At 40.0% G+C, this 15061-nt stretch carries 13 protein-coding genes and 2 riboswitches; of the genes, 6 read left to right on the forward strand and 7 right to left on the reverse strand.

Annotation, left to right across the window (positions count from 1 at the left end):
- The first annotated feature begins 74 nt into the window (after nucleotides 1-74).
- Both MHI18_RS04385 and MHI18_RS04390 read left to right on the forward strand, forming a co-directional pair.
- The gene (locus MHI18_RS04385; protein WP_340846192.1) at nucleotides 75-533 is read left to right on the forward strand and encodes a chemotaxis protein CheX; all 459 of its coding nucleotides are present in this window, start codon (nucleotides 75-77) and stop codon (nucleotides 531-533) included.
- A 161-nt stretch (nucleotides 534-694) separates the two neighbouring features.
- Nucleotides 695-1948, forward strand: a complete 1254-nt coding sequence (locus MHI18_RS04390) for a DUF445 domain-containing protein (protein ID WP_340846193.1) — start codon at nucleotides 695-697, stop codon at nucleotides 1946-1948.
- A gap of 40 nt (nucleotides 1949-1988) precedes the next feature.
- Here the strand turns inward: MHI18_RS04390 and MHI18_RS04395 are convergent, their stop codons facing one another.
- The 5 genes from MHI18_RS04395 to MHI18_RS22125 form a co-directional block, all read right to left on the reverse strand.
- On the reverse strand, nucleotides 1989-4307 hold the full coding sequence (locus tag MHI18_RS04395) for a universal stress protein (RefSeq protein ID WP_340846194.1): 2319 nt from the start codon (nucleotides 4305-4307) through the stop codon (nucleotides 1989-1991).
- Nucleotides 4308-4370: 63 nt separating this feature from the next.
- The gene (kdpC, locus tag MHI18_RS04400) at nucleotides 4371-4925 is read right to left on the reverse strand and encodes a potassium-transporting ATPase subunit KdpC (protein WP_340846195.1); all 555 of its coding nucleotides are present in this window, start codon (nucleotides 4923-4925) and stop codon (nucleotides 4371-4373) included.
- A gap of 23 nt (nucleotides 4926-4948) precedes the next feature.
- Entirely contained in the window at nucleotides 4949-6988 is a 2040-nt protein-coding gene (kdpB, locus tag MHI18_RS04405) for a potassium-transporting ATPase subunit KdpB (RefSeq protein WP_340846196.1), read from the reverse strand.
- 22 nt (nucleotides 6989-7010) lie between these two features.
- Nucleotides 7011-8684 carry a potassium-transporting ATPase subunit KdpA gene (gene kdpA, locus MHI18_RS04410; RefSeq protein WP_340846197.1) on the reverse strand — a complete coding sequence of 558 codons (1674 nt, stop codon included), beginning with the start codon at nucleotides 8682-8684 and terminating at the stop codon, nucleotides 7011-7013.
- Nucleotides 8685-8708: 24 nt separating this feature from the next.
- Nucleotides 8709-8783 (reverse strand): potassium-transporting ATPase subunit F, encoded by a 75-nt coding sequence (locus MHI18_RS22125; RefSeq protein WP_445669982.1) that lies wholly within the window; start codon nucleotides 8781-8783, stop codon nucleotides 8709-8711.
- A 483-nt stretch (nucleotides 8784-9266) separates the two neighbouring features.
- A riboswitch (cyclic di-AMP (ydaO/yuaA leader) is annotated at nucleotides 9267-9407 on the reverse strand.
- 240 nt (nucleotides 9408-9647) lie between these two features.
- On the opposite strand from MHI18_RS22125, the gene MHI18_RS04415 reads away from it, so the two are divergent.
- Nucleotides 9648-10022 (forward strand): DUF2294 domain-containing protein, encoded by a 375-nt coding sequence (locus tag MHI18_RS04415; RefSeq protein WP_340846198.1) that lies wholly within the window; start codon nucleotides 9648-9650, stop codon nucleotides 10020-10022.
- Nucleotides 10023-10246: 224 nt separating this feature from the next.
- On the opposite strand, the gene MHI18_RS04420 is transcribed toward MHI18_RS04415, so the two are convergent.
- Both MHI18_RS04420 and MHI18_RS04425 read right to left on the reverse strand, forming a co-directional pair.
- Nucleotides 10247-11551 carry a nucleobase:cation symporter-2 family protein gene (locus tag MHI18_RS04420; protein ID WP_340846199.1) on the reverse strand — a complete coding sequence of 435 codons (1305 nt, stop codon included), beginning with the start codon at nucleotides 11549-11551 and terminating at the stop codon, nucleotides 10247-10249.
- A complete protein-coding gene (locus MHI18_RS04425; RefSeq protein ID WP_340846200.1) occupies nucleotides 11548-12141 on the reverse strand; it encodes a xanthine phosphoribosyltransferase in 594 nt (197 codons plus the stop codon). The genes MHI18_RS04420 and MHI18_RS04425 overlap by 4 nt, the downstream gene beginning before the upstream one ends.
- A gap of 165 nt (nucleotides 12142-12306) precedes the next feature.
- Nucleotides 12307-12408, reverse strand: a riboswitch (purine riboswitch).
- Nucleotides 12409-12753: 345 nt separating this feature from the next.
- Here MHI18_RS04425 and MHI18_RS04430 point away from each other — a divergent pair.
- The 3 genes from MHI18_RS04430 to MHI18_RS04440 are packed head-to-tail and all read left to right on the forward strand — an operon-like array spanning nucleotide 12754 to nucleotide 15053.
- Entirely contained in the window at nucleotides 12754-12903 is a 150-nt protein-coding gene (locus tag MHI18_RS04430) for a cytochrome c oxidase subunit 2A (RefSeq protein WP_340846201.1), read from the forward strand.
- Nucleotides 12904-12924: 21 nt separating this feature from the next.
- The gene (locus MHI18_RS04435; RefSeq protein ID WP_340846202.1) at nucleotides 12925-13404 is read left to right on the forward strand and encodes a cytochrome c oxidase subunit II; all 480 of its coding nucleotides are present in this window, start codon (nucleotides 12925-12927) and stop codon (nucleotides 13402-13404) included.
- The gene (locus MHI18_RS04440; protein ID WP_340846203.1) at nucleotides 13401-15053 is read left to right on the forward strand and encodes a b(o/a)3-type cytochrome-c oxidase subunit 1; all 1653 of its coding nucleotides are present in this window, start codon (nucleotides 13401-13403) and stop codon (nucleotides 15051-15053) included. The genes MHI18_RS04435 and MHI18_RS04440 overlap by 4 nt, the downstream gene beginning before the upstream one ends.
- Nucleotides 15054-15061: the final 8 nt, after the last annotated feature.

The following is a 15061-nucleotide window of genomic DNA, read 5'->3' on the forward strand; positions in this document are numbered from 1 at the left end:
TTATTCTCTATGGATAGGTACAAATATTTATTTATTTGCTATTATTAGACTATATAAATTTGGGAGGGCTTGTTGTGCTAACTACAAAGATCACTACAGTCTTAAATAGTACGATTCATGCCATTAATACTGTCATTCCGGTTGAAACCGAAATCAGCGAGCCTTCTATCATAGTTGAACCCCTCGAGCATGCTTCAATAGGTGTACTAATAGGTGTGACCGGTGACGTCCTGGGCCGGTTGTTTATTGAAATGGATAGAGAAACGGTTGGTCGTCTGGGGGAATTTATGTTTAATATGCCGCTGTCAGACGAACTCCTGGAATCATTTGCGGCCGAACTCGGGAATATGGTTGCTGGCAATCTTTCTACTCATTTATCCAATAAAAAGATTGATATGGAAATTACTCCGCCAACGGTAATCAGCGGTGAAAGTTTGATGTATGGCTTTAATAAAGCTTTTAACCTTACGTTTCAACTTAAGGACATTGGGAAATTGACCATGATCCTCATGATTGAAGATGAACCTAGTTAAACCATACAATGGGTTGTAGAAACCTTCATTTGCGTAAGCTATAACTTGACCCCGGCCATTTCGGGGTTATTTTTTTCAAGTTTCATACTAGACTAACTAATAGCAGGTGGAAAAACTCATCAGGTTATACTATCTGCAAATCATGTGAGGATGAGTGATGGATGGAAAAAAAAGAGAAATCCTCAAAAAAAATTGCGAGGTATTCACTATTTATTATGATCGCCGGCTTTCTTGCCACCCTTCCCTTTCAAGATTCCATTTGGGCAGAACTGATACGCGGGGGATTTGAAGCTGGGCTTGTTGGAGGGTTAGCGGATTGGTTTGCTGTAACTGCATTATTTCGTCATCCCCTGGGCATTCCCATCCCCCATACCGCTCTCCTGCCGGCTAATCGTAAGCGAATGACGAATGCATTAGTAACCATGTTAAAAACGAATTGGTTATCCAAGGAAAGTATTCAAGAGAAAATAAAACAAATTCCTTTCACAGAAAAACTAATTCACATCATAAGAAGAGAATTGGCTAAAGAGGCTGTTCAAAAGGGAATAGTTGAGCTGATCAAGAAAATGATTACCAATCTGCCGATTGAAAAAGCCGCACCCTTCTTAAGAAAACACCTTCTATCCGTGATTTCTAACATTGAAATCAAACACATCCTGCACACAGCAAGTGAACAGCTGCTTAAGGAAAGGTTTGATGAAAAAGCGTTGAATTATGTTTTAAATAAAGCGGATACGTGGTTACGCAATAAAGACACAGCACATCAGTTAGGCAGTGTTTCTATGAATGTTCTTCGAAAGGTGGAAGCAGACGGCATTCTTCAGTTTGCATTGAAGTCTATTCAAAATTTACTGACAGCCGATAAACTCGGAGATATTCTTAGGAATATCTTACTCAATGTAGTAACGAACTTGAAACCCGAAAATGATGCTAATAGAAAAGCGTTACTTCTATATATTCGGAATGAACTGCAGAACATCGAAGATAACGCGGAATTCATTGAAGGGATAGACAAGTGGAGAAACAAACTGCTTGATACGTGGAACCCTGATCAAATGATCCATTCAAGTCTACAAGAGTTACAACAAAGTGCTGTCTCAATGGTTGAACAGGATGCCTTTAGAGATCATCTTCTCTCCGGTCTTACTTCATTCTTAAACAAACTAGCTGAAAAAGGGCCTGCCCTAGATGGCTGGATTAAAAATCAAATTGGGATTCTTGTAGACAATAATCACGAACAAATTGGTTTACTTGTCCAAGAGAACTTAGATAAGTTAGACAATGACACGCTCATTTATATGATGGAAAACAGCATTGGAAAGGACTTACAATGGATCCGTGTAAACGGAGCTGTCTGCGGTTTCTTTATAGGCATTGTTCTAACAGGCTTTCAGGCTTTTTTGCACCTTTTCTAACAAAAAAACAAACGACCATCTGGTCGTTTGTTTTTTTGTGTTAATCCGCCACAACTAACACATCGAGATGTCTGGTTTCTCTCAGCAGCCGGGCGACAATTGAACCCTGCTTTATTTCCTGCCACCTTGACCTGGCTGAATGGCCGATAATGACTTGTGTTGCTTGTTTGTCTACTAATTGCCGGGTAAGTTCTTGGATAATTAAACGTCTGTTTGCACTGGTATATTGTTCAAATGTTCCTCCTAAGCGTTCAGTAAGGCTTCTAATTTTACGGAGGTTGAGCTGCTCATCTTCTGACAGATTTGGATGATCTTTGACATAAACCACAAACCATTTCGCTTTCAGACGATAAGCAAGGCGGAACCCTCTTCTGATCAAACGCTCTGAATCTGCCCTAAGATTTACACAGACAAAAATGACTTCTTCCTTCCTCCATAATCCTCTTACACCTCCTTTTCTTACTAAAGACTCTAATCGCTCATCTACTTCATCTGCCAATTCTCGGAGCGCCAGTTCACGAAGAGCGATTAGATTTTGTATTTTAAAAAAATGACTGAGAGACTGCTCTATTTTATCCATTGCATATATATTTCCTTCTTCCATTCTCTGTCTAAGAGCATAGGGAGAAATATCTATTAGTTCGAGTTCATCAGCTCCCTGCAGTACCATATCGGGGACTGCTTCTCTGACGCGTACGCCAGTAATTTGCTCTACACTGTCATTTAAACTTTCTATATGTTGGATATTCATGGTAGAAATAACGGAAATGCCTGCATGCAGGATGTCTAAAACATCCTGATACCTTTTTTGATTTTTACTTCCAGGAACATTGGTATGTGCTAATTCATCCACAAGGACTACTTCAGGATTACGTATTAATATGGCTTCTGCATCCATTTCCTCTAATACAACTTGTTTATATCGCACCTGTTTTCTAGGTACAGTCACTACGATGCCGACTTGTTCAGCTGTCTCAGGTCGACCATGTGTTTCTAAGAACCCAATGACAACATCAATTCCGTTTTTTCTTAATTCATTGGCTTCCCTTAGCATCGTATAGGTTTTTCCTACGCCTGGGGCTGCACCAATATATACTTTTAGTGTTCCGCTTTTAACATCTTGTATTTTTTCTTTCACTTCATCTGGTGACAACCTTCGATAGGAGTTTTTCTCCTTACTCGAATGAATGGCCGTAATCACTCTTTCTCCATGCTCTTTGGCACGGTCTGCGACAATGCATATGTCAATATGCTTTGTTTTTCTTAGGATTCGATTAATAATTGAACCTTGAATGATTTCTTCCCATCTGGTCCTTTTTGATTGTCCCAGCGTAATCCGTGTAATATAATGCTGCATAGCATATTCCACGATTTCATCAGCGATATCTTCCCGGACGATCAAAACTTCTTCAAATTTTCCTTTTAATTTATGAATCAACTTTTGCATTGATTTTTTAAACATTTCTTCTTCTTTTGTCAAATTCTTTTGTTTTACGATAAAGCAAGCGATTAATAGTTCGCCGCCCAGTCGTTTTGCTATCTGATCTCCTCTTCTGATTAACAGGGACCCATTCCAATTATATTGTACGCATACCAGAATCCGTTCAGTAGCTCCAGAGGGTCCCACTAATCCTTCTTGCTCTCGAATTTCCGTCAAATCTTCTTCTACTTCACCTGCTAAAAATCGTAAGGACAGTTCCCTTAGAACAGCTAAATTATCCTTATTGTATAATTGCGCCTGTTCATTTTGTTGATGAGTTGCTTCAATATTCCCTTCTAGAAGTCGTTTTAAAATGGCTTCGGGTGTTACATCCAAGAGTCTAACCTCATCAGCCACCGTCAATGTATCTTCAGGAACAAATTCACGAATATTAATCGGGCATTTCATTAACCGTTCGGCAACCTCTTTAACCCCTTTTAATTCGTAGATATTGATGGTGGTAATCACACTAATCTTATTATTAATTAATTCTTTAACTTCTTCTAATCTAGTTCGATTTTCAGCTGAAGGCCGGTTAATGTGGGCTAATTGGTCAACTAACACTACTTCTGGATTTCTTTTGTAAATTTCTTGCATATTTAAATCATGTTTCAACTGACCATTATCCTCCCAATCAATTGAAGGAATAACTTCTAGACAGCCTAATTGTTCTAATGTTTTTGGGCTGTTGAGTGTACTTACTACACCAACAGCCACATCAATCCCGCGTTTTTTCAGCTCATTTCCTTCAAGGAGTAAATGATAGGTTTTCCCAGAGCCGCTTACCGCTCCGAGGATGATTTTGAGTCTGCCTTTTTTGATCGTGGAAATCGATTGGAGAATCTCTTCAGGTGATTTTCGGCGAAAGTTCTGGGACATGATCATACCTCCTAATCCAATTCAGCGTTAAGAGGAGAGTAACTATCACTCTCCTCCACTCTTTCACAATTCATCTAATGCTATATTTATCTCTAAAACATTGATTCTGGGTTCTCCAAATAACCCTAGCGAGCGGCCTTCCTTATGTGTATTGATAAGGTCATATAAACGTTCTTCTGAAATCCCGCGTTCTTTGGCTATTCGAGGTACCTGAATGTCTGCTCCTTGAATAGAAATATTTGGGTCAAGTCCTGAACCTGAATTAGTGACTAAATCGGCTGGTATCTCTGATTGTTTGACTGTTGGGTTTTCCTCTAGGAATTTAACCATCTCACTTTTTGTTCGTTCTATCATTTCTTTATTCGATGGAGAATAATTAGGCGTACCTGAACCAGCTGCATCATAATTAATAGAAGAAACACGACCATGAAAATAGCCGGGGTCTGTAAAAGATTGACCAATTAACCGCGAACCAATCAGCTCTCCTGCTTTATTTTCAAGTAAACTGCCCTCTGCTTTTGCCGGCATTATTACTTGGGAAACCCCTGTCAACAGCAGCGGATAAGCTAACCCGCAAATGACGAGCAAGACGAAAACTAAACGGATACTTTTTAACATGCATACCACACCTTTTTATAAGATTAAGATAATCCAGCTAATACAAGCAGTAAGTCAATTACTTTGATACCGATAAAAGGAACGATTACTCCACCCAATCCATAAATAAATAGATTCTTGGTTAACAATTTGGAGGCATTCATCGGAACATAGTTTACCCCTTTCATGGCTAATGGAATTAATAGGGGAATAATCAATGCATTAAATATCAAAGCCGCTAATATGGCACTTTGCGGTGTGTCCAGCCCCATAATGTTGAGGGCTTTCATTTCTGGAATAGCAACCATAAACATGGCTGGAATAATCGCAAAGTATTTAGCGACGTCATTCGCGATACTAAAGGTAGTTAAAGCACCTCTTGTCATCAGAAGCTGCTTCCCAATCGCTACGATTTCAATGATCTTTGTTGGGTCTGAGTCCAGATCAACCATATTCGCCGCTTCCTTCGCAGCATGTGTTCCCGTATTCATTGCCAATCCTACATCCGCTTGAGCCAAGGCTGGTGCATCATTTGTTCCATCACCGGTCATGGCCACAAGCTTACCTTCAGCTTGTTCTCGCTTGATCACCCTAATTTTGTCTTCCGGCTTTGCTTCAGCAATATAATCATCAACCCCAGCTTCTTTTGCAATTGTTGCCGCTGTTAATGGGTTATCACCGGTACACATCACCGTCTTTATCCCCATTTTTCGTAATTCATCAAAACGTTTTTTCATGCCTGGTTTGACTGTATCTTTTAAATAAATAACACCCAATATTCGTTTTCCTTCTGCTACAGCCAGCGGTGTTCCGCCAAGTGACGCGACTTCATCACTAATGTTTTCTAAATCAAGTGGAATTTTTCCTCCCTGCTGCAGGATATATTTCTTGATTGCATCAACTGCACCCTTTCTAACTTTGGTGCCATCTGCCAGATCCGTCCCGCTCATTCTAGACTCAGCTGTGAATTCTACTCCTTCCGATCCTTCCTTTATTAATTCCTCTTTGACTGTTCCATCCTTCTTAACAAAATCAACCACGGAACGGCCTTCTGGGGTTTCATCATGCAGCGATGAATAAGCAGCAAACCTATTCATCTCTTTCTGGGTTACCCCCTTAACCGGCAAAAGTGAAAATGCCATCCGGTTACCCAGTGTGATTGTTCCAGTTTTATCTAGAATGATCGTATTAATATCACCAGCCGCTTCTACCGCTTTCCCAGATTTTGCAATCACATTAAATTGTGTCACTCTGTCCATCCCTGCAATTCCAATCGCAGAAAGAAGACCGCCTATTGTTGTTGGAATCAAGCAAACTAGTAATGCCACTAATGTAGCAGTCGGCAAATTCACATTAATATAGGAAGCAATTGGGACTAGTGTGGTACAAACAAGCAGAAAAATAAGCGTCAACCCAACAAGCAGCGTGCTGAGTGCAATTTCATTAGGTGTTTTTTGTCTCTTAGCTCCTTCTACTAAACTAATCATCCTATCTAGGAACGATTCACCTGGGTCACTGCTGACTTTCACTTTAATGTAGTCACTAATCACTTTTGTCCCGCCTGTTACAGAACTGAAATCTCCTCCTGATTCTTTTATGACTGTGGCTGACTCGCCAGTAATGGCTGATTCATCTACTGAAGCGACGCCTTCAATAATATCTCCATCACTTGGTATGAAATCATTGGCTTCCACTAACACAATATCGCCTTTACGCAAGTCTGCGGCATCCACTACTTTTATTGAACCATCTTTTTGGATGACCTTTGCTTTCGTGTCCTGTTTCGTCTTCTTAAGACTATCCGCTTGTGCTTTCCCTCGTCCTTCAGCTAACGCCTCCGCAAAGTTAGCAAACAGGATCGTTAGCACTAAAATGAAGCTCACAGCCATATTATATCCTCTGTCTGAATCCCCCCCGAACAATGATGGAAATATCGATAGCAGTAAGGTCATAACAAAGCCTATTTCTACGACAAACATGACAGGATTACGAGCCATTAACTTTGGATTTAATTTTTTGAAAGCATCTTTGCCTGCTTCAAGCAAGATCGTACTAGTGATGTTCCCTTTACTCTTTCTACTCATCTGGAATACTCCTTTTCAACAGTTATCTAATGGTCAGCCACTCAGCAATTGGGCCAAGGGCAAGTACGGGAAAGAACGTTAACGCTCCTATTATTAAAACAGTGGCTAAAAGGATGATTAGGAACGTGCTATTATCTGTTTTAAGTGTTCCAATCGTCTCTGGCACACGCTTCTTAGTGAGTAAAGAACCAGCGACTGCGATCATGGCAATCATTGAAAGGTAACGGCCGAACAACATAACTAAGCCGGTAGAAATATTCCAAAAAGGCGTGTTATCTCCTAACCCTTCAAACCCTGAGCCATTGTTAGCCGCTGACGAAGTAAACTCATAGACCACCTGAGAAATCCCATGAAATCCCGTATTTGAAATGGCTGTGGTACCCATTTCAGTAGCTAACGCAATCGCCGATGGTCCTAAAATGATTAAAGGATGCAGGAGAATGACGATCGCAATTAATTTCATTTCTCTTGCCTCAATTTTTTTGCCTAAAAATTCTGGCGTTCGTCCAACCATCAGCCCAGCAATAAATACAGCCATAATCGTATACATCACAATATTGATTGTTCCTACTCCATCACCGCCAAAGACACAGTTCAACATCATTTGGGCGAGCGGTACCAGTCCTCCGAGCGGGGTCAGCGTATCATGCATCGTATTCACTGTCCCTGTTGTCGCCGCTGTTGTAACTGCAGTAAATAGAGCAGTTTGCGCGATTCCAAACCGAACCTCTTTCCCTTCCATACTCCCATTTTCTTGTGATAGACCTATTTTTTCTAACGCCGGATTCCCATTTAATTCACTAAAATAGGACACACTCAGGAAGACAAGAAATAGTAACCCCATCGCAGTAAAAAGGATCCAACCCTGTTTTTTGTTTTTCGCCATCCGCCCAAACGTTAAGGGCAGTGCAGCAGGGATTAAAAACATTGATAGTATTTCTAGTATGTTAGTAAAGCCAGTAGGATTCTCAAAGGGATGGGCCGAGTTAACCCCGAAGAATCCACCGCCATTTGTCCCTAAATGCTTGATTGATTCTAAAGCAGCAACTGGTCCTCTCGCGATATTCTGTGCAGCTCCTTCTAAGGTCGTCACGGCAGCGGTAGAACTAAACGTTTGCGGTACCCCTTGGGAAACGAGTATCAAACCTATAAGAATGGACAACGGCAGCAGTACCCGCGTAAGGGAACGGACTAAATCAACATAAAAATTCCCCATATTCTTTTGCCCTGTTATCCCTCTAAAGAAAGCCATACATAGAGCGAGCCCTGTGGCTGGGGTCGTAAACATCAAAAAGATAATCACAGTCATCTGTGATAAATAAGATAAACCGGATTCTCCGCTGTAATGTTGTAAGTTCGTGTTCGTAAGGAAGCTCACAGCCGTATTGAAGGCAAGTATCGGATCCATATTTGCTATATTACTAGGATTCCCAGGCAGCACTCCTTGAAAGCGGATGATCAGGTATGAAATGATAAACATGATGAGATTACTAAACAGCAAGGCTTTAGCGTATTTCTTCCAGTTCATTTCACTTGTTTGTATACCTGACAGCTTATAAATAATCCGTTCGATTGGTCCAAATACTCGATCTTGCTTGGTCGTTTCAAGGGAATAAACAGTCGTTAAATAGTTTGCCATTGGTATCGCTAGTACAAGAAGCAATACCAGCACCACACCGATTTGTAAAAAATCCATTTACATTTCCTCCGTTAGTCACGATTAATATTTTTCTGGGTTAAGCAATGCATGAACTAAATACAACGTAACCACTCCGACAATCATCAATAGAACCATTATTTACTCTCCCTCTTTTTCGATAACATTTTGACAAAAGTGAATAAATCCTAAAAAGAGTGAAAAAGAAACAGCTGTTAGCAGCACGGATACAACATCCATTTGACCTTCTCCTTTCAACTAGTTGATGAAAAAAACCTCACCACCTCCTTTCCGTATTGTCACTGTCAAACTATCAATCCATAAAAAAAAGACCAATGCGTACTCATCCCCCGATATGCAGCCGATGCAAAAAATCGATCCGAGTTTCAACAATGAAAAAACTTCATTGCAACAGAAACAGAATGATTTGCAAAAGCAAACATTAATTTGGAGAAAAAGTACTCATTGGTCTACTTAACGTCCAGCAAGCAGGGCTTCCTTTACGCTCAGTCATCCAAGAACAATTTTTCAATATAGGCATACTAAAAAGACCTACAGAAGGACAGGCTGCTCATTTTGCTGAAATCAACAAAAAAGCCCCCTGAAATAAGGTGGTCTTATGACCTCCTTCGCTTTAGCCGACGAAGTTAGCTGACGGGTAGGATGGCGAAAGAGTTCACATCCCTTCTGCAAAAGCAGAATTAACCCCAAAATACTGGGTCCTCCGTTCTCAAAATCTTTGAGATTTGGCCTTTATTAAATTGTTATGCTGTCGCTTATTTTACGCTTAACTAGAAACATTTGTAAACTAGGTAAACTAACCATATAAATCCAAAATCGATGAAATAGATTCATTTTTAACGATTTTTCAAATCAAATCACTTGTTTTCTCATTAATTCTTACTTTTTCAAACTTTTACAAATTTTCATAAAATTGATTGACAAGAAGTTAGGCAGCAATTATGCTGAATTCCAGCAATAGCCAAAATTAGTGGAGGGATTATGTTAAATTCTAAGAAAAAACTTGAAGCTGAGATTAGTGCTGCCTTCATCAAGTTTCAGCGTGAGTTGATTGGGAGAGGACCACAAGAGGCAAAAACGTATATTATTAATGATATGCTGATTACCCGATTTAAAGGTGTTCTGACTGTTGAAGAAAAACATCTGGCCAGCCGAAATGCAGGAAAGAAATTAATTAAGCAAATGCGTTCACTGCTACATGAAATGTACACCCAGGATTATGAAAAAATCGTGGAACAGTATACCAAATGTAAGGTTCTGTCCTCTCATCGAGATATTAGTACAAAAACTGGAGAACAGATTGAGGTTTATATTCTTGATAAAGATCTAGAAAAATGTTTTGAACCGCTCAAATAACTTGCATCTCTTACCTTCCCGTTAAAGGGCGTTGATTATGTGTATTAATAACAATATCTTGGAAGGTATTTCTGCCGCATATACAGAATACTTCCTCGTTTTTTAACAGCACATGGCAGTGCAGACAATACTTTTTTTTCATTTTCTTCAACTCTTTTCATAGATTCTGTATGTATGATATGCAGAATAAAAAAAGAGTTGCAGCACTGTGCAACTCTTTTTTTCTATGAGGCTTTTTGGACTGCTGTTAGTTGAGTCTGTTTTGTGCTGGGAACAATATTAAAAAAGATATTTAATACTATCGCTGTCATACTTCCAGCTACAATACCATTACTCGTAAGAATTTGCATGCTTTCTGGCAGATTGGTAAATAACGAGGGTACTACCGTAACCCCCATGCCCATTCCTACTGAACAAGCAATAATTAACAAGTTTTCTTGCGAAGAAAAATCTACGGTACTGAGCATCTTTATTCCATATGCGAGTACCATCCCAAACATCGCTACCATGGCTCCGCCCAGAACAGATGACGGTATGACAGTTGTGAATGCACCAATTTTCGGCACCAGTCCAATCAGTATAAGCATTCCGCCGGCCGTATAAATAACATTTTTACTTTTAACACCTGATAACTGCAGCACCCCGACATTCTGGGAGAAAGCTGTATAAGGGAACGAGTTAAATAATCCACCCAGTATTGTGGCTATCCCTTCTGCCCGGTATCCTTTGGCTAAATCCTTCTTTGTTACTTCTTTCTCACAGATATCACCGAGGGCATAATAAACACCTGTTGACTCAACAAGACTGACGATGGCAACTAATGTCATAGTAAGGATCGCCGCAGCATTAAACGTAGGCATCCCGAAATAGAAGAGATGCGGAATATGCATCCACGAGGCATCACCAACAGCTGAAAAGTTTACTTTTCCCATTAGTACGCCCGCTGCTGTTCCACAAAGAATCCCTATTAAGATCGCAGCAGACCGAATAAACCCATTAGAAAATTTATATAGTAATAAAATGAATAGTAAGGTTCCAAACGCAAGTGTAAGATTTTCAACTGATGCAAAATCAGCCGCTCCTTCTCCACCAGCCATATTATTCATGGCCACTGGGATGAGGGTAATGCCAATAATCGTAACGACTGATCCGGTCACAACCGGCGGGAAAAATCTAGCTAACTGGCTAAACCATCTACTAATGATAACGACTATTACCCCCGAAACGAGAATGGCTCCATAAATTGAGGTAATGCCAGATTCCTTACCGATAGCAATCATCGGTAAGACGGCCGTAAATGTACAACCGAGCACAATAGGAAGTCCTATACCAGACACTTTGTTTTTCCAAACCTGAAGAATCGTCGCAATTCCACACATAAAGATGTCAATAGAGATTAAGTACGTTAATTGTTCAGAAGAAAGTTTTAAGGCACTTCCTACGATCAATGGAATAATAATGGCACCTGCATACATAGCAATGACATGCTGAAATCCAAGAGCAGCTATTTTTAACGGTGATTTATTCATAAAGCTGTTACCAAGCTTTCCTCAACAAAAGTAATGGACCCTTGCTCTAATGCTTGAATTCTTGCTAATGATTCAACACGTACTCCCTGCTTCCGAAGTAGTGCGCCGCCTTCTTGGAAAGCCTTCTCAATCACAATTCCTATTCCTTGCACGGAAGCCCCAGCTTTCTTACAAATCTCCATTAATCCGAGCGCCGCTTGGCCGTTCGCAAGAAAATCATCGATAATCAACACTCGGTCACCTGATTCAATATAGTTCGTTGAAACAGTAATCGTATTCGTTTCTTTTTTAGTATAGGAATATACCGTTGCCGTCAGCAGCCCCTCTGATAGTGTTAGAGATTTCTTTTTTCTAGCAAAGATCATTGGAACGTTTAATTCTAAGGCAGCCATAAGTCCAGGTCCGATACCTGAGGATTCAATTGTTAAAACCTTCGTAATCCCTTCCTCAGCAAAACGAACAGCAAACTCCTTACCAATTTCTTTCATTAGGACAGGGTCCATTTGATGATTTAAAAATGAGTCCACCTTTAAAATTTGATCGCTGAGTGCTAAACCTTCTGCATTAATTTTGTCTTTTAATAGCTTCATTCTTTATTCCTCCTATGTAAACTCATTAATGCAAGTCTCCGTTTGTTTTAAAAAGTACATAAAAAAGCCCGGGAGATCTTGCTTACTCTGACTAAAGAGTAAAGCAATATCTCCCGGGCTATCACAAAGAAACAGCAAATAACACAGCTGATCTTACTAGTAGACGGAATAGTACTGCTTACCCATAGTCAGATTATTTACGGTAATCCGGTAGAAACTTGCAGGCCATATCCCTGCTATTATATGAGTAAAACTATGACGAAAAATAATATAGTTGAATTATAACAAGATTTATCGCCTTTGAATAGACCAAAAATGTTATTTCTAGATAACTTCCTCCGATTTCTAATTTTATCCTGACTGCCTTCCTCTTTTTTTAAAAAAAGTTAGTCAAAACGTCCTCCTTCACAAACCCTTCACAGAAAGTTCATTTATCGTCACATTTAAATTGGCAATTAAGCCTTTTCCTAAAGCTTTACCCTATTCTCACAGTGTTAACAGGGTCATTGAACACTTTATGACTTTGTTAAAAAATGCTAGTTTCTATCCAGTTCTTTTGTATGATGAGAAAGTACTCATACCATTTAACTAGGTCAGAAGGGAGTGAAATCCATGCCGTCTCCTCAAATAAAAAACAAAAAAAAGATATCAGTTAAAGAGGATTCCACATTAAAAGGCACATTTGCTGCCGTTATGATTTTAGGAGCCATTATCGTCATTACCTGGGCTAGTGTTTATTTCTTATATGTAGGACGTCTTTAGGAACAAAAAGGGGGAAAAATCATGCATATGCATAGGTTTGAAAAAATTTGGCTTATTTTCGGAGTTGGGGCACTCCTCATATTTTTAACTGTTTTAGGAGTAAGCGCATTCTATCTAGGTAACCAGCCGCCAAGCTGTTTAGTTACCATCGATCCTGAAGAAGTAGACACAACTGCACCATTTAATAAACCGGGATTGAACAAAGTGGAAGGAAAGGACTGGGATTATGAGCTCGTTTATGTCGCTTCCGCCTTTTCCTATAATCCTGTAAAAGTTGAAGTTCCATTAGGATCTACGGTCAAAGTGATGGCAACGACCAAAGACGTAATACATGGCTTTGAAGTAGCTGGAACAAACATTAATATGATGCTTGAGCCCGGATATGTCAGTGAATATGTCGCAAAGTTTGATAAAGTGGGCGAATTCCTGATTATTTGTAATGAATATTGCGGAGTCGGCCATCATATGATGAGCTCCAGAATTGAGGTCGTTGAAAAATGAACAAACTCGCTGTAACTAAAGTTGATCCACGTGATGCTAAACTTTCCATGGCACATTTCCATGTCGCCTTTATCGCACTGGCACTAGGAGGTTTTGCAGGTTTGCTGCAGGTCTTAGTTCGTTCTGGGACATTCGAACTTCCATTTGGTATTACTTACTATCAAGTGTTAACCGTACACGGTGTTTTACTTGGCCTTATATTAACAACATTTTTCATTATTGGTTTTCAATTTGCTGCCATCAGCAGGACAGCTGGCACATTATCGAATAAAGCCAGGTTGATCGGTTGGATTGGTTTCTGGACAATGACACTCGGTACCGCAATGGCTGCTACAATGGTGTTATTAAATGAAGCTTCCGTTTTATTTACCTTTTATGCACCTCTAATGGCACATCCAATTTTCTATATTGGATTGACACTTATTATTGTCGGCAGCTGGTTATCCAGCGGGTCCATGCTTTCATCTTATATTGGATGGCGCAAGCAAAACCCTGGTAAGGTCAGCCCGCTGTTAAGTTTCATGGTCGTGGTTAATACCTTGTTATGGCTGGTTGCGACGATTGGTGTCGCTGCTACTGTCTTATTCCAAATGCTTCCGTTATCACTAGGAATGGTTGATTCAATTAATGTATTGGTCAGCAGAACCTTGTTCTGGTATTTTGGTCACCCACTCGTGTATTTTTGGCTGTTGCCAGCTTATATGTGCTGGTATGTGGTGATTCCAAAAATTATCGGCGGGAAAATTTTCTCTGATTCATTAGCACGAATGTCCTTTATTCTATTTTTACTTTTCTCTATTCCAGTCGGTTTCCATCACCAGCTAACTGAACCTGGGATTGATCCTGCGTGGAAATTCCTTCAGGTTATCTTAACCTTTTTAGTAGTCATTCCATCTCTAATGACAGCATTCTCTATGTTTGGAATGTTTGAAAAGTATGGTCGTTCTAAAGGAGCAAAAGGATTATTCGGCTGGTTTAAGAAACTGCCGTGGGGAGATGCTCGATTTGTCGTTCCTTTCATCGGGATGGTTGCTTTCATCCCAGCAGGTGCAGGCGGTTTAGTTAATGCATCTAACCAATTAAATCAAGTTATTCATAATACCATTTGGGTAACTGGTCACTTCCATTTAACACTTGCTACATCTGTTGTTTTAACCTTTTTCGGAATTGCTTACTGGTTAATCCCACATTTAACAGGCCGTGTGTTAACGAAAAAAATGAACAAACTGGCTATTATCCAAGCCTGCGTTTGGGCGATTGGTATGACCTTCATGTCTGGTTCCATGCATCTTGCAGGCCTTCTTGGAGCTCCACGACGCTCTTCTTATTCTACGTACGGGGATTCGCAAACAGCGATTGACTGGATTCCCTATCAAATAGGTCAAGCAGTTGGCGGGTCTATCCTATTTATCGGAATTATCCTTGTTCTCGTCATCTTTATTAATCTGTCATTCTTTGCACCAAAAGGTGAACAAGAATTCCCGATAGGCGAAATGGATGAAGAAGCTGAAAAGACACCAATGGTATTTGAGAACTGGAAGCTTTGGATCGGTTTAACCATCGTTCTTATCCTATTCGCTTACACCATTCCATTTATTGATATGATACAAAATGCACCACCGGGCTCAAAAGGCTATAAATTTTGGTAATTAGTATT

Origin of the sequence: Peribacillus sp. FSL H8-0477, from assembly GCF_038002765.1 — a bacterium.
Lineage (GTDB): Bacteria > Bacillota > Bacilli > Bacillales > DSM-1321 > Peribacillus.